Source organism: Streptomyces violaceusniger Tu 4113, from assembly GCF_000147815.2.
Lineage (GTDB): Bacteria > Actinomycetota > Actinomycetes > Streptomycetales > Streptomycetaceae > Streptomyces > Streptomyces violaceusniger_A.
The window spans coordinates 9,463,566-9,483,426 of the sequence record NC_015957.1; the positions used below are offsets into that span (position 1 = coordinate 9,463,566).

21 protein-coding genes, 1 tRNA gene and 1 pseudogene are annotated in these 19,861 nt (G+C 68.5%); 13 read left to right on the forward strand and 10 right to left on the reverse strand.

The window, feature by feature from the left end; genetic code table 11:
• Positions 1–4 precede the first annotated feature (4 nt).
• The 5 genes from STRVI_RS55205 to STRVI_RS38630 all read right to left on the reverse strand — a co-directional run bounded on the left by STRVI_RS55205 (position 5) and on the right by STRVI_RS38630 (position 4,036).
• Complete coding sequence (locus STRVI_RS55205; protein WP_237299897.1) at positions 5–568, reverse strand: ABC transporter permease; 564 nt, start codon at positions 566–568, stop codon at positions 5–7.
• A 488-nt stretch (positions 569–1,056) separates the two neighbouring features.
• Complete coding sequence (locus STRVI_RS46795) at positions 1,057–1,941, reverse strand: LuxR family transcriptional regulator (protein ID WP_014060997.1); 885 nt, start codon at positions 1,939–1,941, stop codon at positions 1,057–1,059.
• A gap of 53 nt (positions 1,942–1,994) precedes the next feature.
• On the reverse strand, positions 1,995–2,798 hold the full coding sequence (locus STRVI_RS38620; RefSeq protein WP_063644320.1) for a helix-turn-helix transcriptional regulator: 804 nt from the start codon (positions 2,796–2,798) through the stop codon (positions 1,995–1,997).
• Between the two features lie 397 nt (positions 2,799–3,195).
• Positions 3,196–3,585 (reverse strand): hypothetical protein, encoded by a 390-nt coding sequence (locus STRVI_RS38625; RefSeq protein ID WP_014060999.1) that lies wholly within the window; start codon positions 3,583–3,585, stop codon positions 3,196–3,198.
• A gap of 49 nt (positions 3,586–3,634) precedes the next feature.
• A complete protein-coding gene (locus STRVI_RS38630) occupies positions 3,635–4,036 on the reverse strand; it encodes an ATP-binding protein (protein ID WP_014061000.1) in 402 nt (133 codons plus the stop codon).
• 154 nt (positions 4,037–4,190) lie between these two features.
• Between STRVI_RS38630 and STRVI_RS38635 the strand changes: the two genes are divergently transcribed.
• Both STRVI_RS38635 and STRVI_RS38640 read left to right on the forward strand, forming a co-directional pair.
• Positions 4,191–5,075, forward strand: coding sequence for a helix-turn-helix domain-containing protein (locus STRVI_RS38635; protein ID WP_014061001.1), 885 nt, complete (start codon positions 4,191–4,193; stop codon positions 5,073–5,075).
• Between the two features lie 17 nt (positions 5,076–5,092).
• Positions 5,093–5,302 (forward strand): DUF397 domain-containing protein, encoded by a 210-nt coding sequence (locus tag STRVI_RS38640; protein ID WP_014061002.1) that lies wholly within the window; start codon positions 5,093–5,095, stop codon positions 5,300–5,302.
• 73 nt (positions 5,303–5,375) lie between these two features.
• Here the strand turns inward: STRVI_RS38640 and STRVI_RS38645 are convergent, their stop codons facing one another.
• Positions 5,376–5,969 (reverse strand): lytic polysaccharide monooxygenase auxiliary activity family 9 protein, encoded by a 594-nt coding sequence (locus tag STRVI_RS38645; protein WP_014061003.1) that lies wholly within the window; start codon positions 5,967–5,969, stop codon positions 5,376–5,378.
• Between the two features lie 173 nt (positions 5,970–6,142).
• Between STRVI_RS38645 and STRVI_RS38650 the strand changes: the two genes are divergently transcribed.
• Positions 6,143–6,219: transfer RNA gene (locus tag STRVI_RS38650), tRNA-Lys, on the forward strand.
• 158 nt (positions 6,220–6,377) lie between these two features.
• Complete coding sequence (locus STRVI_RS38655) at positions 6,378–6,920, forward strand: PadR family transcriptional regulator (RefSeq protein ID WP_014061004.1); 543 nt, start codon at positions 6,378–6,380, stop codon at positions 6,918–6,920.
• On the opposite strand, the gene STRVI_RS53165 is transcribed toward STRVI_RS38655, so the two are convergent.
• On the reverse strand, positions 6,870–7,559 hold the full coding sequence (locus STRVI_RS53165; RefSeq protein WP_014061005.1) for a hypothetical protein: 690 nt from the start codon (positions 7,557–7,559) through the stop codon (positions 6,870–6,872). The two genes, STRVI_RS38655 and STRVI_RS53165, sit on opposite strands and share 51 nt — an antisense overlap.
• A gap of 180 nt (positions 7,560–7,739) precedes the next feature.
• Here STRVI_RS53165 and STRVI_RS38665 point away from each other — a divergent pair, with 180 nt between their 5' ends.
• From STRVI_RS38665 to STRVI_RS38685, 5 genes and pseudogenes are all read left to right on the forward strand, one after another.
• The gene (locus STRVI_RS38665; RefSeq protein ID WP_014061006.1) at positions 7,740–8,390 is read left to right on the forward strand and encodes a TMEM175 family protein; all 651 of its coding nucleotides are present in this window, start codon (positions 7,740–7,742) and stop codon (positions 8,388–8,390) included.
• A gap of 380 nt (positions 8,391–8,770) precedes the next feature.
• Positions 8,771–9,298 (forward strand): hypothetical protein, encoded by a 528-nt coding sequence (locus STRVI_RS38670; RefSeq protein WP_014061007.1) that lies wholly within the window; start codon positions 8,771–8,773, stop codon positions 9,296–9,298.
• Positions 9,299–9,328: 30 nt separating this feature from the next.
• A pseudogene (locus STRVI_RS38675) lies at positions 9,329–11,571 on the forward strand (glycoside hydrolase domain-containing protein).
• Positions 11,568–12,077 carry a hypothetical protein gene (locus STRVI_RS46800; RefSeq protein WP_014061008.1) on the forward strand — a complete coding sequence of 170 codons (510 nt, stop codon included), beginning with the start codon at positions 11,568–11,570 and terminating at the stop codon, positions 12,075–12,077. The pseudogene STRVI_RS38675 and the gene STRVI_RS46800 overlap by 4 nt, the downstream one beginning before the upstream one ends.
• Positions 12,074–12,850: a hypothetical protein gene (locus tag STRVI_RS38685; RefSeq protein ID WP_014061009.1), complete on the forward strand. Its 777-nt coding sequence runs from the start codon at positions 12,074–12,076 to the stop codon at positions 12,848–12,850. The genes STRVI_RS46800 and STRVI_RS38685 overlap by 4 nt, the downstream gene beginning before the upstream one ends.
• Positions 12,851–12,986: 136 nt before the next feature.
• Here the strand turns inward: STRVI_RS38685 and STRVI_RS38690 are convergent, their stop codons facing one another.
• A complete protein-coding gene (locus tag STRVI_RS38690) occupies positions 12,987–13,577 on the reverse strand; it encodes a choice-of-anchor C family protein (protein ID WP_014061010.1) in 591 nt (196 codons plus the stop codon).
• 610 nt (positions 13,578–14,187) lie between these two features.
• A complete protein-coding gene (locus tag STRVI_RS38695) occupies positions 14,188–14,622 on the reverse strand; it encodes an ATP-binding protein (RefSeq protein ID WP_014061011.1) in 435 nt (144 codons plus the stop codon).
• Between the two features lie 114 nt (positions 14,623–14,736).
• On the opposite strand from STRVI_RS38695, the gene STRVI_RS38700 reads away from it, so the two are divergent.
• The 3 genes from STRVI_RS38700 to STRVI_RS38710 all read left to right on the forward strand — a co-directional run bounded on the left by STRVI_RS38700 (position 14,737) and on the right by STRVI_RS38710 (position 16,523).
• On the forward strand, positions 14,737–15,564 hold the full coding sequence (locus STRVI_RS38700; protein ID WP_251982822.1) for a helix-turn-helix domain-containing protein: 828 nt from the start codon (positions 14,737–14,739) through the stop codon (positions 15,562–15,564).
• Positions 15,561–15,740, forward strand: a complete 180-nt coding sequence (locus STRVI_RS38705; RefSeq protein WP_014061013.1) for a DUF397 domain-containing protein — start codon at positions 15,561–15,563, stop codon at positions 15,738–15,740. Before STRVI_RS38700 ends, STRVI_RS38705 begins: the two co-directional genes overlap by 4 nt.
• Before the next feature lie 102 nt (positions 15,741–15,842).
• The gene (locus STRVI_RS38710) at positions 15,843–16,523 is read left to right on the forward strand and encodes a FadR/GntR family transcriptional regulator (RefSeq protein ID WP_043237225.1); all 681 of its coding nucleotides are present in this window, start codon (positions 15,843–15,845) and stop codon (positions 16,521–16,523) included.
• Between the two features lie 15 nt (positions 16,524–16,538).
• On the opposite strand, the gene STRVI_RS49340 is transcribed toward STRVI_RS38710, so the two are convergent.
• A protein-coding gene (locus STRVI_RS49340) for an IS5 family transposase (RefSeq protein WP_435532578.1) occupies positions 16,539–17,470 on the reverse strand; the annotation gives its coding sequence in 2 pieces (ribosomal slippage) (positions 16,539–17,090 and positions 17,093–17,470; 930 coding nt in all).
• Between the two features lie 429 nt (positions 17,471–17,899).
• Between STRVI_RS49340 and STRVI_RS38725 the strand changes: the two genes are divergently transcribed.
• Positions 17,900–19,849 carry a kelch motif-containing protein gene (locus tag STRVI_RS38725; protein ID WP_014061015.1) on the forward strand — a complete coding sequence of 650 codons (1,950 nt, stop codon included), beginning with the start codon at positions 17,900–17,902 and terminating at the stop codon, positions 19,847–19,849.
• Positions 19,850–19,861 lie beyond the last annotated feature (12 nt).

The window sequence follows — 19,861 nt, forward strand, 5'->3', positions numbered from 1 at the left end:
GTTGTCAGTCGCGCTGAACGAGCCGCTCGACCAGGCGGACCACTCCGTACAGGACGGCGGCGAGAAGGCCGAGCATGACGAGCGTCGAGAACAGTCCGATGGTGTCGGCCTCCTGGCGCTGCACCGACAGCAACTGCCCCAGTCCGTCACCGCCCATCACGAATTCGCCGACGACCGCGCCGGTGATGGAGAGCGTGAGGCCGTTGCGCACCCCCGCGAGGACGCTGGGCAGGGCGAGCGGAAGCTCGATGTACCAGAGCATCCCCCACCACCCCACCCCGTCGACCCGCGCGGCCCCCATCACATCGGGGTCCAGCGAACGCAGCCCCAGCACGGTGTTGACGAGGATGGGGAAGAAGACCAGCAGCGCGCAGAGGACCGCGATGGGCAGCAGTCCGTAGCCGATCCACAGGGCCAGCAGGGGGGCCAGCGCCACCGCGGGCATGGCCTGCGAGGCGGCCACATACGGCTGGAGCGCCGCCGCCGCGAGCTCACTGCGGGCGATCAGATAGCCGAGCGGCAGCGCCACTCCGATCCCGATGCCGCTGCCCGCCAGCGCCTCCCACACCGTCTCCTTGGTGTAGTCGACGAGATCACCGTGGAGCACGTCGTCGAGGAAATGCCGCGCGAGGTCGAGCGGAGCCGGAAGATAGAACTCCGCAACGGCGCCGGTCCGGGTCACGATGTCCCAGACGACAAGCAGCAACAGCCCGAATACCAGCGGCGGCAGCACACCCCGGAACAGCGTTCTCCGTCGGTCGGCGGAGGCTGCGCCAGATGCCGCTCCGGTCATTTTCCGACTGTTATCGGCCCGTGACTTCTCACCATTTCCGCCGCTGTCGCCGGTCTTTCGCGCATGTCCCGGTCGGAGTGAATGCGGCTCGTCCGTACTCGGCTCGCCGTCCGCGCCCGCCGTGGCGGTCGCGCCCCTTCCGTGCCCTTCGGTCATCCCCAAATCCCCTTGCATTACCGGCTGTTGCCAGATCTCGGCACGCCCGCAGGCAACCTATCGCCAGCACGCTCCGGATCACAATGTCGATGGGGAAAACGAAATTATCATGTGGACGTATTTCCGAGGATGCCGAGCTCAGTGGCGCGCACCCCCGCCTGGAAACGGGAGTTGGCCTCCAGCAGCTCCAGGATCCCGGTGACATAGCGGCGGTACGTACGCACCGAGATCGCCAGATCGCGGGCGGCGGCCTCGTCGGTGACCCCGTCGCGCAGCCGGGCCAGCACCCGGCGGACCATTTCGGTACGGGCGCGGTTGCCGAAGTCGAGCGGACGGGCGGCGGGCACCGCGCCGCCCCAGATGGAGCCGAACATGCCGTACAGGGTGGCGACCACCACCGGGTCCTCGATGACCGAGGTCTGCCGCCCCTCCTCGGCCTCGGTGCACACCAGGGCGGTCCGGCCGTCGGCGATCACCGCGGTGGGCAGCGGCACCGAGGCGATCCGCACCTGGACGGGGGGCGCTGCCGCGTCGGGCGCCTCGGCGGGCGACGCGGGCCCGGGGATGGGCCGCGGCACGGGCCCGTGCGACGCTCCGGCGGCGACCCCGGGGCCGGTTCCGGAACCGGCGGGCCCAGATCCGGCGGTTCCGGATCCGGGAGCGGATCTGCCGCGCAGCACCCGCACCCCGACCGGGTCGCCGAGGTCCTCCACCAGCGAGCCGAGCGCGGCCTGCACCGGCGCCATCCGGACCGAGCACTCGGGGAAGACGGCGTCCACGCTCCGCCCCGCCTGGCCGATCACCTCCTCGGCGGCGGCGAGGAACGCGGCGTCCTCCACCCCCACCTCGGTGAACCGCCCGACCCGGCTCCGCCGGGCGCGGTGCTGGATCACCGTGGACTCGATGAGGTCCCGTACCTCCCGTAGCGTCCCCTCCAGCATGTCCCCCGCGAGCGCGGCCTCCGGTCCAGGATCGCGTCCGCGGTCCTTCATGTCGACATTCCCGTACTTCCCGCCCCGTGACGTGGTCAAGGTCTCGAGCGCCGTCAGTGACGGCCGGGCAGCAGCCCCATTTCCACCGCCCGCACCCCCGCCTGGAAGCGGGAGTTGGCCCCCAGTTCCCGCATGATCTCCGCGACGTACCGGCGGTAGGTGCGCAAGGAGACCTGCATCGTGCGCGCCGCCACCTCATCGGTGTGGCCGGTGCGCAGACACTCCAGGATCCGCCGTACGGACTCCGGGCACAACCGCCCGCCCAGCCGCGGATGGTCCGCGAGCGCCACGGCGTTCCCCCAGGCCCCGGCGAACATCATCTCCAGGGCCCGCACCGTGGCGGGGTCCTCGACGAGCGACGCCTGCCCCTGGCCCCGCCCCGGCTCCGACGGTCCCCTTCTGAGGTGGACCACCTGGCCGTCGATGAGCAGCGCCTCGGGTAACGGCGGCAGCCCGGCGTCGCAGATCCGGATCTCGCACCGCGGATCGGTGCGCGCCAGCGCCCGTACCGCGCCCGAGGCCAGCACCGGCTCCTCGCACAACAGCCGTATGACGACGGCGCGCCGGCTTCCCCTGGCCGGGCGGGCGAGCGCGGCGCAGACGGCCTTCGTCTGCTCCTCGTTGCCCGACAGCACCACGCTGACGGTCCGCTCGGCGCAGTCGACCAGGGTGTCGACCACCTCGGCGAGCGGCACCTTCCCCAGAGCCGTCCCCGCCCAGGAGTCCTGGGCCAGCTCCCTTCGGTGCCGGGTGACCGTCGACTCGATCAGATCACGGGCGGCCAGCAGCGCGTGCTCGACATAGTCGACGGCGCCTGACGAGGGAGTCTCCGTGCTCAGCGGCGAAGGCTCGGACACCCTCACAAGACCAACCATGACTTCCCCTGCCGGGCGACAGTGACCTGGTTATGCGAATACCGGCCTGATTCTCGTCAATTCCGCTGCCCCGAATTACGGAGGCAGCATTGTGCGAAATCCACGACGACACTAATTCGCGCACAGCGACCACGTCAACGCGGGGCGTGAGGTAAAGAGTTGGCAAAACCAGGTGCGGCGGCCCGCGTCGTGCGGTCACGCCGCCGATGCGCCGGGGGCGCGTGTCCACAAGTTACCGGCGAGTCGGGCTTCCGGACGGGGCGGGACTACGGACCGCAGCGATTCGGCTCCGTTCGACGACGCGGAGTGGGGGCCGGTGTCCGGTTGCTGCCAGCTCGGCACGGACGTCCCCTCCCCCGTCCGGGGGTGGCCGCCGGTATCAGCCGAAGCTGATCGGCCCGTGGAAGTCCCGTCCCTGGACGACCGGGCCGGTGATGCGGGCATTGCCCCCGATGGAGTTGTGCACGGCGCCCGCCTCCCCGGCCGCCTCGCCGTGCTCGCGCATCCAGGAGGCCAGGTCACGGCCGAACTCCGGTTCCTGCCGGGCTCGTTCGACCAGCAGATCGGCCAACTGGCGCAGCCGCTCGCCGTCGTCGTACGGAATCGCGACCGGCTCCGGCTCACCCGCCGGCTCGCCCTCGCCCCGCCGCAGCACCCTGCGGACCAGCGTGCCGAAGGACTCCAGGGCCCGCCGCCCGGCCTCGCCGCCGGCGCCCGACACCGCCGCGTTCACCGCCGTGACCAGCGCTCCCGCCGTCACCGGGTCCATGGCCCACCCCCTGCCCTCGTGCGCGGCTCCACGCTACCGGCGCCGCTGGTCACGGTTCCACCGATTCCGCGCGCAGGGTGAACCAGACCGTCTTGCCGGTCGGGGTGAGATCCGTGCCCCATTCATGGGCGGTCTTGCTGAGCAGGAACATCCCCCGGCCGCTCTCGGAGAGGAAGTCCGGCTCCTTGACCACCGGCAGCGCCGCCTCGGAGTCGCTGACCGCCGCGCGGATCCCGTGCGGAAGCTTCTCCAGGGTGAGGACGCATTCGGGAGAGGCCGCGTGCTTGTGGACGTTGGACAGCAGCTCGGTGACGCACATCCCCGCCGCGCTGATCAACTCCTCACGCCCCCACAGCCGCAGGCGCGCACCGACGGCACGGCGAATGTCGGCAAGCATCCGCGGATGGGCGCGAAGGCGCAGTTCGTATCGCTGCGTGATGTTCTCAGCCATATGATCCGGGGCCCCTCCACACCACGGCGCGCTGCCGTGTCCCCTAGCGATCCTGGCCTATGGAACGTCCCACTCGCAATGTTTCGACCCAGTCGCACAAGACTGGCATATGCCCGGCTGGTAGGCGTAGTTGGCAATACGACAGACTGGCGACATGTCCTACCAGCCAGTGCCCACCGTTCGGCGCAGGCGCCTGGGCTCCACGCTGCGACAACTGCGCACCGAAGCGGGGATGACGCTGGACGCGGCGGCCGCGGCGCTCAACGCGGCCGCGAACGGATCGGCCGACGCCCGCCGCTGGACCGCGCCGAAGCTCTCCCGGATCGAGAACGCCAACGCCACGATCCGCCCCGCCGAGGTCGAAACGCTGCTGAGGGCCTACGGCGTCACCGATCCCACCACCCGTATCGCCTTGGAGGGACTGGCCAAGGACGCGGGCAAACGCGGCTGGTGGCAGACCTACCGTGGCGTCGTCGCCCCCGCCTACGCCGACTACATCTCGCTGGAGAGCGACGCGGAGAGCGTCCGCGACTACGCCCCGCTGGTGGTCCCCGGTCTGCTGCAGACCGCCGACTACGCCCGCGAGACCATCGCGGCGAACGCCGTGGCCCGCACCGCCGCCGAGGTCGACGCCCTTGCCGAGGTGCGCCTGGCCCGCCAGGCCGTCCTCACCCGCTCCTGCCATCCGCTGCGGCTGTGGGCCGTCATCCATGAGGCGGCGCTGCGCCGCCGGTTCACCGGCCGGCCCGACATCATGGCCGCTCAGCTCCGCCGGCTGCTGGAGGTGGCGGAGTGGCCCACCGTCACGCTGCAGGTGATGCCGATCGACGCGCCGCCCAACCCGGGGGATGCGGGCGCGTTCACACTTGTGTCCTTCCCGGGTCCGATGCCGGATGTGGTCACACAGGAGAACCTGCGCGGCCCCTCGTACGTCGAAGGAGTCGACGACGTCAACGTCTTCGCCGACGCCTTCGGCCATATCGTGGACTGCGCGCTGTCCACGGATGAGACGAAGGCCCTCATCGCTGGTCTGGTATGAGAAAGAGGGCCCCACATATGAACACCTCTGAAACGACCACGCACCACCGCCCCCACTGGCGCAAGTCCTCGTACTCCGTGGGCGAGGGCCAGTGCGTCGAGGTCGCCGTCGCCGGCGGCCACGTCCAACTGCGGGAGAGCGACGCCCCCGGCACCGTCCTGACCACCGTGCCACCTGTCCTGGCCGCCTTCGTCCGCAGTGCGAAGGCGGGCGCGTTCGACGCCTGATCGCCACGTCGGTGCGGTGCCGTCCCGGGACGGCACCGCACCCACCCGCACTACCGGATCGACCGGGCAACGATCAGAACTGGACGTCCGAGCAGGCGTAGAAGGCGTTCGAGGTGTCCGCGATGGTCCACACGGCGAGAATCACATGTCTGCCGCTCTTACCGCTCGGGATGGTGCCCGAGTGGGAGAGCGTGGACGGCGGACGCTGGCCGTTGTACGGGACGGTCAGGAAGGGCTGGGACTCCAGGCTCGCACGGGTGAGCTTCTGGCCGGGGTTCCAGCCGTTCTTGGTGATGTAGTACTTGAAGTCCGTGGTCGAGTGGGAAGCCGTGAACCGCCAGTTGAAGGTGTAGCTCTGCCCGGCGGTCATCCTGGTCGCGGGCCAGTTGCCGCCCCGCGGGTCGTCGAGCTGGGAGAACCGGCTGTTGCCACCCGCACAGATCGTGCCGTCCGCGGGACCGCCGGACGGGAAGCCCTTGGGACCCTCGACGCTCTGGGGCTCGTACTGGATGTCACCGCAGCCCGTCACCGTGCCGTTGGCGCACAGCTTCTGGCGGCTGATGGGTGAGTCGGTGTAGCCGTGACTGGAGGCGCTGCCGCCGGTCGCGAGGACGGAAATCGCCGCGAGACCGATGCCGATGACGGCGGCGCTGATCTTCTTGCGCATGCTTCGCTCCTGAAGACGTGGGGAGTGCTTCGATGAGCCGTGCACGGCGGTCTAGACCAAGTTGAGAGTATCCAGGGCCAATAGTCATGTCCATACCAATGGCACAAGGTCGCGACGGGGCTCGCGACGTCCTGACCGCCGTCCGAGGTCGGGTAGAATGTCCACGTCAGCAGGCGCCGCTAGCTCAGTTGGTTAGAGCAGCTGACTCTTAATCAGCGGGTCCGGGGTTCGAGTCCCTGGCGGCGCACCAGCACCCACATCGCCGACCTGGGCGTCCTCGGCTTCCGAGGACGCCCATTGTTCGTGGCGGCCGCGACCGTCGAATAGTCTCCTTTTGACCTGTCAATCAGGCCCAACAATGCTGCTCACACCCCAAGACCTGCCGAAGATGACATGTAAGATGCCCATATGTCTCTGTCGCACGCACTGCTGGGCCTCCTCGCCATCGAGCCCGCGAGCGGCTACGAACTGAGCAAGGAGTTCGAGCGCGACCTCGGGCGGTACGCCTGGCAGGCCGGCCACACGAGCGTGTACCCCGAGCTGATCCGGATGGCGGAGCAAGGGCTCGTCGAGGTGACGCATGAGGGCGCTCGCCGTAGCCGGACCTACGCGGTCACGGACAAGGGCCGCGAGGAGCTGAGGGAGTGGCTGCTCGCGCCATGGGGGCAGGGCGTGGTGCGCAATGAGCAGGTCCTGCGGTTGTTCCTGCTCGAAGCGCTGGAGCCGGACGAGACCGTCACCGCGCTGCGCGGCCTTGTCGAGCACGCCGAGGGGAGCATCTCCGAACTCCGCAGGCTCCGCGAGGAACAAGACGCCGAACCACGGCAGGGCCGCGACACCCTCGGGCAGCTCGCCGCCGAGTACGGCCTGCGCCAGTACCAGGCGACTCACGACTGGGCGCTATGGGCCATCGAGCACGTGAACAAGCGGCAAGGGTCCGAATCGGCATAGGCATCGCCTCCTCCGGGCGCGCCACGGCCCAACGGACGGGGGCGCCACGGATTCCGTGGCGCCCCCGTCCGTGCTCCGCCGCCGCTTCCCGGTCGGCGACGCCGTCACTCGTCCGGCAGCCAGTTGCCGTGAAAGCCGAACGGGACGCGGCGGGGAAGGTGGATCGTGGCCACGCGCCCGGCGCTGCTGCCTACGGCTGCGAATGAGGTCCAGCCGATCGCCCTGATGGCCGTCGGCGTACGGCGCCGCCGGGGCGGCGCCGTGCGGCCGCCCGGGAGCCTCCTCGTCCAGTGGCGGGGGTGTGAACCGCTGCGACACCTGTTCCGGGAACGTCCTGCCGCCCCGCTCCGGGGCGAACGCCATGCCGGAGGACATCACACGCGGGACGAGGACGAGCGCCTGTCCGAGCCGGTTCACGCCCAGCATCAGCAGGATGGTCGCCGAGGACGCCGCCACCTTCGCGTCGACCACGTGTGCGACGGCCATCATCCCCACGCGGGTGACCACCAGCAGGGCCCACAGCCACAGGCCGACCGCCGGCATCCGCGCCCACAGCACCCCGGCGCGCCGCTCCAGCCGGATCGTCGCGCCCTGAGCGGCGCCGATACCGGCGGCTAGTAGCGCTCCGACCAAGCTCATACGCCTCAACCTACATGTCAGTCTCGACACATCAAAAGCGATTGCTTGCGATGCCGGAGATCCGTCCAGTAGGACAGATCTCAGCGACTGAGTGGACTTGACATGTCAGGCTCGTAATGTGCAGAGTCCCACCGGGCCGCACCCGCGCCCGCACTCGAAATGAATCAGGAGCTGTTGACGGTGAGGTCTCTGCACGGAATCGACATCGAGCGGATACAAGCGTTCTCCGACGCGGTCTTCGCCATCGCCATCACGCTCCTCGCCCTGGAGATCACGGTCCCGGAGGATCTCCCCACGGCCGAACTCGGGCACGCGCTGAGGGAGGAGGCGCTCCCGTCCGTCGCCGGGTACCTGCTCAGCTTTGTCGTGGTCGGGGCGTTGTGGATCTCTCATCACCGGCTGTTCCGGATGACCAAGGTGGTGGACGGCCCGCTGCTCTACCTGGATCTGGCGCTGATGGCCCTCGTCGCCGCCCTGCCGTTTCCGACGAAGATCGTCACGGAGTACCACAGCAGCGCGGTCGCGACCTCGCTGTACGCCGGCACGATCACCCTGGCCGCGCTGCTGATCGCGGCGATGGCGACCCGCCTCCTCCGGCGCCCCAGCCTGCGCGACACCGACATTCCGCGCGCTCTGTTCGTCCAGTCACTCCAGCACGCGGCGGGTGTCGCGATCGTCTTCGGAAGCTCGGTGCCGGTGGCGGTGATCATCTCGTCCGACGCGGCGGAGTACTGGTGGCTCCTGGCCGTTCCCGTCCGGTATTGCCTCGGACGGCACCACATCAGGACGAGCAAGCACGCGGCGGTCGCGCCGTCCCACCCCGCCCGGTGACCACGGAGACGGTGAACTCGGGCCGGCGAATCTGTCTATGACGCCCCCTCACGGCGGTCCGGACCCCCGCCCGCCGAGTCCAGAGATAGTGACCAGCAACACATCTCAACCTCTTGTATACCGAGCTCGTTGCATATGAGTCGCTTTATCCCCTTATCGGGGACGCACCGCTACGCACCCCGTACCTCCTCCGTGACCACCCTCCGGCGGAGGGTCCGACTCCGCTCCCCAGGCTCCTCCAGACCTCTTGTCCAAGGCCATGACCAGTGCATATGTTCCGTGCGACCACAGCGCGGAAAGCGCTTGTTCCCGCGTCGGGGCCTTGGGGAGAGGCCCCGGCGATCTCCGCTTTCAGCAGCCTTTACGGGAGGGGTACGTCCATGTCCACGATCCTCAGATCCACCGTCGGTGCCGCCCTCGCCTCCGCCGCGGCGGCCGTGCTCACCCTCACCGCGCCCCAGGCGTCGGCCGCCGAGCGCCCCGCGGCGCCCAGCGTCAAGGTGGCCCCGTCCGCCTCCGCCGAGACCAAGGCGTTCGCCAAGGCCAACCCGGCGTCCACCGCCGCCGCCGCGACCGTGTGCGGCACCGGCTACACGCTGAACAAGGCCATTCCGCTGCCCGTCGGCACCGACCCGAGCCAGCGCCTGGCCACGCTGTTCAGCTACACCAACGGCGGCAAGGGCTGCGCGATCCTCGACAACAACTACGGCGCCTCGCAGTACATGTACCTCAAGGTCTGCAAGGTGGACGGCACCGGCTGCGACACCGACTCGGGCAACTTCAGCGAGTACGCGGGCCCGGTCTATGTCTCCAGCATCGCCTGCGCCCCGGTGACCGCCAAGATGGGCAAGACCTCCAGCAGTCTCTACATCAACTACGCGTCCGACTACGTCTTCCCGTGCAACTGACCCCCGTCAACCGGCACTGAAGGAGACGTCATGGCCGACGCCATGGTCATGCGGGCGCAGCAGTTCATCAACGAGACGTACGCCGGGAAGCTCGGCATTCCGGCACTCGAGGTCGACGGGAAGACAAGCTGGACCGTGATGTACGCGCTCACCCGGGCGCTCCAGTACGAACTGGGCATCACCAGCCTCTCCGACAGCTTCGGCCCCACCACCCTGAGCACGCTGCAGTCGAAGTACCCCAAGCTCAACGCCAGTACAACGCCCTCGGCCAAGTTCACGAAGATCGTGCAGTCGGGGCTGTACTGCAAGGGGTACAACGGCGGTGGAATCGAGGGGGTGTTCACTCCACGGTGGCCGGCTCGATCACCGAGCTGATGACCGACATGGGTGTGGCGGGCGTCTTCGAGGCGGGCAGCCTCGCCCCCAAGGTCTTCAAGGGGCTGCTCACCATGGACGCCTATGTCGTCACCGGTGACGGCGGCGCCGATATCCGCACGGTGCAGCAGTATCTCAACGCCAACTACATCAAGCGCCAGGACTACTTCGTCATCCCGTGCGACGGGCACCACTCGCGGACCGTCGCCAAGTCCATGCTGCTGGCCGTGCAGTACGAGCTCGGCATGGCCGACGGGGTGGCCAACGGGAACTTCGGCCCCGGCACCCAGTCCGGGCTGAAGCAGCACCCCGTCTCCTCGGGCGAGACCAGTACGTGGGTGCGGCTGTTCTCCGGGGCGATGATCCTGAACCAGCGGCCCAATGTGCCGTTCAGCTCCACGTTCGGATCGGCGCTCGGCTCCGCGGTGAACAGCTTCCAGAGCTTCGCCAAGCTGCCGGTCAACGGCAAGGGCGACTATTCCACCTGGGCATCGCTTCTGGTCTCCTACGGCGACCAGGACCGCCAGGGCCAGGCATGCGACGGCGTCACCAAGATCACCCAAGCCCGTGCCAACACCCTCAAGGCCGCCGGGTACAAGTACATCGGCCGCTATCTCACCAACCCCAGTACCACCGATCTCCCCGAGAAGGCCATCCAGATCGGCGAGCTCCAGACCCTCGCCGACAACGGGCTCAGATGCTTCCCGATCTATCAGACCTTCGGCCGCGACGCCTCGGGCTTCAACTACACCGCCGGCAACGCGGCGGCCATCGCGGCGGCGAACGCGGCCGATGACCACGGCTTCAAGGACGGCACCCGGATCTACTTCGCCGTGGACTTCGACGCCTACGACTACGAAGTCACCGACAATGTCCTGCCGCATTTCAAGGGCATCGTGGACGGCATGGCCATCGCCGGGAACCGGTACAAGATCGGGGTCTACGGCCCGCGCAATGTGTGCATCCGGGCCTCCGAGGCGGGCCATGCCACCGCGAGCTTCGTCTCCGACATGTCCAGCGGCTTCTCCGGGAACTACGGCTATCCGCTGCCGCCCAACTGGGCCTTCGACCAGATCGTCACCAAGACCATCGGCTCCGGCGACGGCTCGATCAACATCGACAACAACATCGCCTCCGGCCTGGACACCGGACAGGGGGCCTTCAATCCCCCGGTGGCGTCGATGCCGGACAGCCTCTTCGACCAGACCTATTACCCGGGGCTGCTGGCCGACGTCCGGTCGTATATGCAATCCATCGGCTTCGCCGAGGACGACGGCAAGATCTACACCACCGGCCAGTGCCTGGAGACCATCATCGCCGGGGATGTCGCCGTGACCAATACGGCACGGGCCTACGGCATGCGCAAGGCGCTCATCCAGACGACGGCCTTCTGGGAGTTCCGGCACTACGGCAACGAGGACCTGGTCAAGGACGCGGGGGTGTGGCTCTACCACAACGGCTATGTGCCGGACTGGGCCAAGGACTTCCCCAAGGTGGACGCGTTCCGGGACAGCAGCACCGGAGTGGGCCAGATGTTCGGCCGGGCGGGCGTTCTCTGCTGGAACAACTCCATCAGAAGCGGCCTGGTGACCGGCACCCCGAAGGACCCGGACAAGGACTCCGACATCTTCTCGGTGTGGGACAAGCTCCGCACGGACAACGACTTCGCCCTCACCTCCGTCGGCCACGCGCATATCTGGGGAGCCGACGGCAAGCCCGGCGGCACCGCCGCGGAGCAGGAAACCGGTATCCGCCGCCCCTCGCTGGACTACAAGGAGTCCGAGATCTACGAGGTGCTGCGCCGCTACCAGGGATATGAGGAGCCCGCGTTCACCGATGCCAGGAAGCGCATGCCCCTCTACTACATCTTCGAGAAGTACAACAGGATGATGCGGTGAGCGAAGAACCTTCCCCACTGGCCGCCGATTCGGCGGGCGGGCACAACTCGATCCTGCTGCTCTTCATCTGCCTGATCGGGGTCATCGTCATCTTCACCCTGATCGGCATACTCGGCTCCGGCGTCTCCAAGCGCACCGGCCGCCGGAAGACACGGGCCGACTGGCTCGGGGGAATCGCCCTGCTGTCCGTCTGCGCGACCATCGCCCTGTACATCTGGGGCGCACTCCACGTGATGTTCATGGAGAACGACAACATGCGCGAGGAGTGCGCCCAGGCGGGCGGGGCGGCGAAGGCGGCTCAGGTCGACCGCTATGAAGCGCACTACCTTCCCCTTCGCTTCACCTGCCATCTCGACGAGGGCGGAAGTTACGACGCCGCGGTCCCCGGATACGTCAACCCGGCCCTGGCCATCGCCTTCATCCTGGCCATCGCCACGGGCGCGGTATCCGTAGTGGCCCGCGACCAGGACCGGTCCACCAGCCCTACCGTCACGAGGGGACGTTGAGCGTGTTCGACCCATCCCGTAGGCAGCTCCTCATCCGCTCCGGTGCGCTGGCCGGCGCGGCGGCGCTGGCCTCGCTCCCCGCTTCGGCCCTGCTGGCGACGCCCGCGTACGCCGCGTCCTCGCACTCCAAGACGCCCACCGGAGAGGAGATCCGGAAGGCATACCGCCGCTTCCAGGCGAACCAGGCACGGGTGCTGACGGGCAGACCGAGCCCGAACGGCTGGGAGATGGAGAAGGTCACCGACGGCGGCGGAACCATCTGGTCCCGTCCGGTGCCCGGCACCCCGCTGGAGGGCGTCACCGTCCGCATCGGCGCACCGGAGGCCGTGCTGGTCCATGTGATCCGCCGGTTCCACTACGAGATCGACGAGCTGCGCAAGGGCGATGTGGTGGGCTGGCGCAGCCCCGGCGCGGTCCGCAGGGGGCTGCCGGAGGGCAACCAGGCGTCCGGTACGGCGGTCCGGATCCGCCCCGGCCACTACCCGCGGGGCGTCAAGGGCGGCTTCTTCCCCCAGCAGGAGGTCGTGATCCGCGACATCCTCGCCGAGCTCGACGGCGTGGTCCGCTGGGGCGGGGACGACCGGAAGCCGGACGAGTCGCTCTTCTACCTCGCCGTCAAACCCGGCGATCGGCGGCTGGCCGACGTCGTGGCCAGGCTGAGCCGCTGGCGCGAGACGCCGGGCAGCGGGGCGGGCGCCCCCGTCGACGTCCTCGCGCCGGGGCGCCGTAAGGCGGCGGCGCCCTTGGCACACCGCCAGCGCGCGGCCGCCTGAGCGGCGGACCGCGGGGCGCACCTGTGAGGTGCGGGCCTTGTCGGCGCGCGCCGACAACGTGCGCGCCGACAACGTGCGCGCCCTTGGAGAACGGGGAGCCCCCGGCGCGTGGGGCGCCGGGGGCTCCCTTTCGCGATCAGCCGCAGGAGGGACAGGGCGTGCAGTGCCGGACCATCACGTCGTCGATGACCGGCCCGTAGGCGGAGTTGTTCGTGCTGGCGAACGCCAGCGTCGTGGAGGTCCCACGCGCCACGAAGGTCACCTCCTGGGTCACATAGCCCATGTTCCCGAAGGACTTGCCGGTGATGTCGAAGGTGAAGTTCCGGAAGTTCTGCCCGTCGACCAACACCGATCCGGTCTTCATGGTGGGACCGCCCGCCGGGTTGCCGGCCAGGGAGTACGTGACCGTGTACCGCTTCCCCGGCACGGTCGTGAAGGTCTGCGCCACCGAGCCGGCGCCCGTCCCGTTGAGGTCCACGGACTGGCCCCCCTCGGCCGCCTGCCAGAAGCCGTCCCCGATATGGTCCACGTTTCCGGATGTGACCTGCCACGGCCCGATGGTCCCTCCGGCCGCCACGGTCCCGAACGTGTTGGCCCCCACCGCTGGCGTCTCGAAGCTGCCGTCGTCGAAACGGCTGACGGCGGCGGCCGACGCGGCACCGGCCCCGGTGCCGACCAGCACGCCGGCGACGGCGAGTGATGCGACAAAAACGCGAATAGGCGACATATTCCCCTCCAGTGCGACACATTCGGCAATGCACCGAATTGCTTGCGCGGCAGAATCTTCCGCACCAGCGGGACACACGCCAGAGCACCACCCCCGGCGCACAGTGGTGCGGAGCGAGTCAGGTGCGGCTGGTGCGCCGGTCAATCACGCCGACCGCCCCTCGGGGAGCGGAGAGGGCCCTCGGGGAGGGGAGGGGCCTCGGGGAGGGGAGGGGTGCGAGTTGCTCGGCCCGGTCGAGTGCGGCGCCGTCTCGCGCCTTCGGCGCAATTGAGCAGCGGGGCAGGGGGTGGGGGGCGCGGCCGCGTCGCCGACCGCCGGGCCGCCGGAGGTGGGAGCCGGCGGCGGCTACGGCCTTCCGGTGTGGGGGCCGTTGCCGGAGTGCCGGACAGCAGGGGGGTTGGGGTACCCCCCTGGAAATCGTTTGACAAATTAGTTGCTTCAGATCAAGCGTTTTTTAGAGGGGTACCCGGAGGGGCCTCCCCGGGACCCGTCGACCCGCACCCCGGGTCGGCCTCGACCCCCGGGTACCGAAGCCGCCACAGCGCCGGCCCCGACGGGCCCGGCGGCCGGCGGCGAGGCCCCGCCCCCAGCTCCGGCCCCATGCTCAAAGTCACCTCGCCTCGGTGATCCGCGCCCATACGGTCTTGCCCGGACCCCGGCGCTCCCTGATCCCCCAACGGTCTGCCAACGCCTCGACCAGGAGCAGGCCACGCCCCTCCTCGTCGTCCGACGTGGGCGCCTTCGGCACGGGGCACTTCTCGTGGGTGTCGCTCACCTCGATCTCCAGGACGCCGACCCGCTCGTCGTACGTCAGCCGCACTCCGAAGTCCCGCCCCGGTACGCGGCCGTGCAGCACGGCGTTGGCGGCGAGTTCGGCGACGACCAGAACCGCCGCGTCATAGCCGCCGACCCCCGGGGAGAGCCCCCAGTCGGTGAGTTGACGCACGGCCAGCAGCCGGGCGAGCCGAGCCCCGCGCCGAGTGGCGGAGAATCGCTGCGCGAACGTACGTACGGTGACGGGGACTTGGCCCTGTGGTGCGGTCATGGCGGAAGCGTCCCGGCCGAGCGGTGGCCGCTGCCAGGCACGACACCCACCCAGTTTCGCCTGTACCAGTTCACTGACTGGACCGGGATGGTCACCGCCCGTGACGATATGAGGATGACAAAAGACAGCGAACCGGAAACGTCGGAGAGCCTCAAGACCTTTGGCGCGGTTCTGAAGGCGCTACGGGACGAGGCGGGGCTGACCCAGGAGCAGTTCGCCCCACGAGTGCGGTACTCGGCGACGTACGTGGCCAAGATGGAACAGGGCAGGCGCTTCCCGCCCAAGGAACTCATCCCGCGCGCGGAGGAGGTCCTGGGCGCCCCGGCCGTGCGCGTTCTGGGCGCGGCGTACCGCACGCTGACACGAAAGGTGGGCCTCGCGTCGTGGTTCTTACGATGGGCGGGGATCGAGGAGGAGGCGGTGTCCCTCCTCACGTACGAGTGCGCGGTCATCCCGGGCCTGCTCCAACCTGAGCCCTACATCCGCGCGATCTTCGAGCGCCGTATCCCGCACATCTCGCCCAAGCAGTTGGAACAGCAGGTTGTCGCACGCCTGGCGAGGCAACGGCTGCTCAAGGAGCGGCCGAACGCCTCGTTCTGCTTCATCGTCGAACAGTCCCTGCTGGAGCGGGACTTGGGCGGCCCCGAGGTAACCAGGATACTTCTCGACAACCTTCTTGAGCAGCAGTGTCTCTGGAACGTGGAGATCCAGGTCATGTCCATGCGACAGAAGGATCACTTCGGCGCCGACGGGCCGATGTACCTCGCAGAGACCGAGGACAACAGGTGGATCGGCTACGTCGAAGCACATGACACGAGCGTCCTGGTCACCGACCCAAAAGCCGTCAGTGCGATGGTTCAGCGCTATGGCAAACTGCGCTCACAGGCTCTGAGCCCTCAGGACAGCACGAGCCTGCTGGAGCGGATGCGAGGAGCGCTATGAGCAGCACCACTGACCTGAAGTGGTTCAAGAGCAGCTACAGCGGAAGCGGCGGCGGCAACTGCGTCGAGGTGGCGATACGCACCAAGGCCGTGCACATCCGGGACTCCAAGGACACCGAGCGGGCCCCGCTCAGCGTCTCCCCCGAAGCCTGGGCCGCCTTCATCGCGCACATCTGACCTGCTCGCGCCGCCGCCGCTAAGCTGTTCGGATCGGAGGTGGCGGTGGCGGCACACTCGAATTCGCATTCGCATCCCCACGCGCGGGGGGTTTCGCGGGGGATGACGAACGACATCCAGGAACGCATCAAGCGGCTGATCATCGACCAGCGGCTGCGCTCGGGCGCTCCACTGCCCACCGAGACCGAGCTGATGGAGCTGCTCGGCGTCAGCCGCAACTCCGTGCGCGAGGCGCTCAAGGCGCTGCAGGCGATGGGGCTCGTGGAGATCCGGCACGGCTTCGGGACGTACGTCGGGCCCATGTCGATGGCGCCGATGATCGAAGGGTTGATCTTCCGTACCGTCGCCGGGCACTACCGGGGCGAGGACAGCCTGCTGGAGCTGCTGGAGCTGCGCGAGGCCGTCGAGGCCGGGCTGATAGCTCGGCTGGCCGGGCGGATCCCGGAGGCGGATCTCGCCGAGCTGGACGCGGTCGTACGGCGGATGGAGGCGGAGGCGGCGGAGGGCTCGGTGCGGGCCGAGACGGACCGGGCGTTTCACGCCGCGCTCTACGGGAGCCTGGACAACACGCTGCTGAGCGAGGTGCTGGAGGCGTTCTGGGACGCCTTCCACCGGGTGCGCACCGATCTCGTGGACGTGCCCACCGATCCGAGGGTCACCTGCAAGCAGCACCGGGAGATCCTGGAGTCGGTGCGCTCGGGGGACGCCCTGCGAGCCGAAGAGGCGATCCGCGACCACTTCGGGAACATCCGCATCCGACTGCGCTCGGCGCACCGCGACTAGGACTTGTCCGGGCGATCATGTGCGAAGCCAAATGACCAGCGCGGCTGTGGTGGCTGTGCCGAGGAAGACGTAGCCGCGTTTGTCGTAGCGAGTGGCCACGGCCCGGGACTGCTTCAACCTGTTGATCGCCCGCTCGACCGTGTTGCGCTTCTTGTACCGTTCCTCGTCGAAGCCGGGTGGCCGTCCGCCGCGTGAGCCTTTACGCAGGCGGGCGGCCTGACTGTCGGACTTCTCCGGGATGATGTGCCGGATGCCCCGTCGTCGCAGGTAGTCGCGGCAGGGCCCGTTGCTGTAGGCCTTGTCAGCGGCGAGGCTGTCGGGCTTTGTGCGCGGTCTGCCCGGCCCCGGCCGTGGAACGCGGATCTTCTCCAGCACCGGCTGGAACTGGGTGCAGTCCGCCCGCTGTCCACCGGTGACAATCAGGGACAGCGGGCGGCAGCGGCCGTCGGCGCTCAGGTGGAGCTTGCTCGTGAGTCCGCCGCGCGAGCGGCCCAGTCCCTCACCTCCTGCACCACCTCCACCAGCCGGGCGAGCAGGCTCTGCCACGGAGGCTCGTCCTGGTGTTCTGCTGTTTCGGCCCCCTTTGACGCGGCTGCCGGCGGCGGATCTGTGCGAGCACCGGCCGCGTGCTGATGAGCGCGCACGATGGTCGAGTCGACCGCCAGGTCCCAGTCGATGTCGCCCGCGGCGTCGGCCGCGGCTTGGACCTGCTGCAGCAGGCGTTCCCAGGTGCCGTCGGCCGACCATAGCCGGTGGCGTTCATAGACGGTCTTCCACGGTCCGAACCGTTCGGGCAGATCACGCCACTGCACCCCGGTGCGCACGCGGTGCAGGATCCCGTCGATCACCTGTCGATGATCCCGCCACCTGCCACAACGTCCATTGCTGACCGGCAGGAACGGCCGCAGTCGTTCCCACTCCGCATCCGTCAGATCACCCCGCCCCATGCCACATCAACGATTCAGACACGAGGCAGTCACATGATCGGCCGGACAAGTCCTAAGCGGATCGGCGGAAGTCGACTGCGGCGCGAAAGGCGCCGCTGCTGGGGGCGGGGCTGTGCCGACGCGCGGCTCCGCCGCGTAGCAAGGCTTCGCCCCTGAACTCCGGGGTCTGGGCGGAGCCCAGTTGTGAGAGGGGCGGGGAGGGGAACAGCCCGCCGCAGGCGTCACGGCACCTTCCGGACCCATCTTTTCTTCCTGGCGGTCTTCGGCGGGTCGCTCGCCTCTTCCTTCTACTTCGGCCACAGTCATCCAGCGATGACCGTTTGGGCATCAATTGCCCTGGCTGTCGCAGCCACGCCGATCATCGCCTGGCGGTGGACCGTCCGCCAGGAGAAACGGAACCCGCAGCCCGCCCTTGGGGGACGATAAGAAGTGAAGTACCGACCGAGTCGCCGCACCCGTCGCTTCGGGATCGGTGCGGCGGCAATCACCGTGCTGGCCGGGATGAACGGCCCGGCTCTCTACCGTTTCAGCTCGGACAAGTACCACACGTACACAATCAACCGACCGGAGTACAAGGCGGAGAACGGCCACTGGGATGTGGTCGACGTCCCCGAGCAATACCGGATCAATACGATCCACGCCGCCCTGCTGCATACGGGCAAGGTGCTGCTGGTGGCCGGCTCCGGGAACAACGCCAAGAACTTCGCCGCCAAATCCTTCCGCAGCGTCCTGTGGGATCCGGAGAAGAACACCTTCACCAACATTCCGACCCCCAAGGACCTCTTCTGCTCCGGGCACTCCCAGCTCCCGGACGGAAAGCTGCTGGTGGCGGGCGGCACCCAGCGCTACGAGAAGCTCAAGGGCGATGTCGAGAAGGCGGGCGGACTGATGTTCGTCCACAACGAGGACCCCGACAAGCCCAGGACCTTCCCCGCCGGGACCCGCTTCACCGGGAAGGAGAGCGGCAAGACCTTCGTCTCCAAGGACCCGCTTCTGGTTCCGCGCGCGACGAAGAAGAAGAACCCCAAGACCAAGAAGGTCACGGTCGGCGCGAGCACGGCGCGGGTCTATGTGGAGGCGCTGCGCAAGGGCAGAAAACACCAGACCGGCACCGAGGACAATTACCGGATCGCCGGACTGAAGGGCAAGGACCGGCGGAACTTCTACGGCATCGCGCAGAAGCTGTCGTTCGACAAGAAGGACTTCCAGGGCATCAAGCAGGCGTATGAGTTCGACCCGGTGGCCGAGCGGTACATCCCGGTCGATCCGATGAACGAGGCCCGCTGGTACCCGACCCTGACCGGCCTCCAGGACGGCAAGGTGCTCGCGGTCTCCGGGCTGGACGAGATCGGCCAGGTGGTCCCGGGGAAGAGCGAGATCTACGACCCCAAGGCCAAGAAGTGGAAGTACCTGCCCAAGAAGCGCTTCTTCCCGACGTATCCCGCGCTGTTCCTGACCGGCAAGGGCCGGATCTTCTACACCGGCTCGAATGCCGGATACGGCCCGGACGACAAGGGACGCACCCCCGGCATCTGGGATCTGAAGAGCAATCGGTTCGACGTGGTGCCGGGCATCAGCGACCCGGACGCCCTGGAGACCTCGATGTCCGTGCTGCTGCCGCCCGCACAGGACCAGCGGTACATGGTGCTGGGCGGGGGCGGGGTCGGCGAGGACACCAAGTCCACGGCCAAGACCCGGATCGTCGATCTGCGTGCCGATAAGCCGCGCTTCAAAAACGGCCCGGAGCTGTATGCGAAGGTGCGCTATCCGAGCAGTGTGATCCTGCCCGATGACACCATCCTGACCACCAACGGCTCGGGCGACTACCGGGGCCGCGGCGACACCAATGTGCTCAAGGCCGAGCTCTACACCCCGAAGACCAACACCGCGCATTCGGTGGCCGATCCGCTGGTGGGCCGCAACTACCACTCGGGGGCGCTGCTCCTGCCGGACGGCCGGGTCATGACCTTCGGCTCGGACTCGCTCTTCGGCGACAAGGCCAACACCAAGCCGGGTGAGTTCCAGCAGCAGATCGACCTCTACACCCCGCCGTATCTCTTCCGCGACTCCCGTCCGAAGCTCACCGACACCGCGCCCAGGACGGTCAAGCCGGGCGCGAAGACCACCTACCGGACCGCGCACGCATCGGCGATCACCAAGATGCGGCTGATCCGGCCCGGGTCCTTCACCCATGTGACCAATGTCGAGCAGCGGTCGATCGCGCTCGACTTCACGCGGACGAAGGACGGGGTGACGGTGACGCTGCCGAAGGACGCGTCAGTGATGCCGCCGGGGTGGTACATGCTCAACGCGGTGGACGACCAGGGCACACCGTCGAAGGCGGTGTGGGTGAAGGTGCCGGCGCCCAAGAAGAAGTAACAGCCGCCGGCT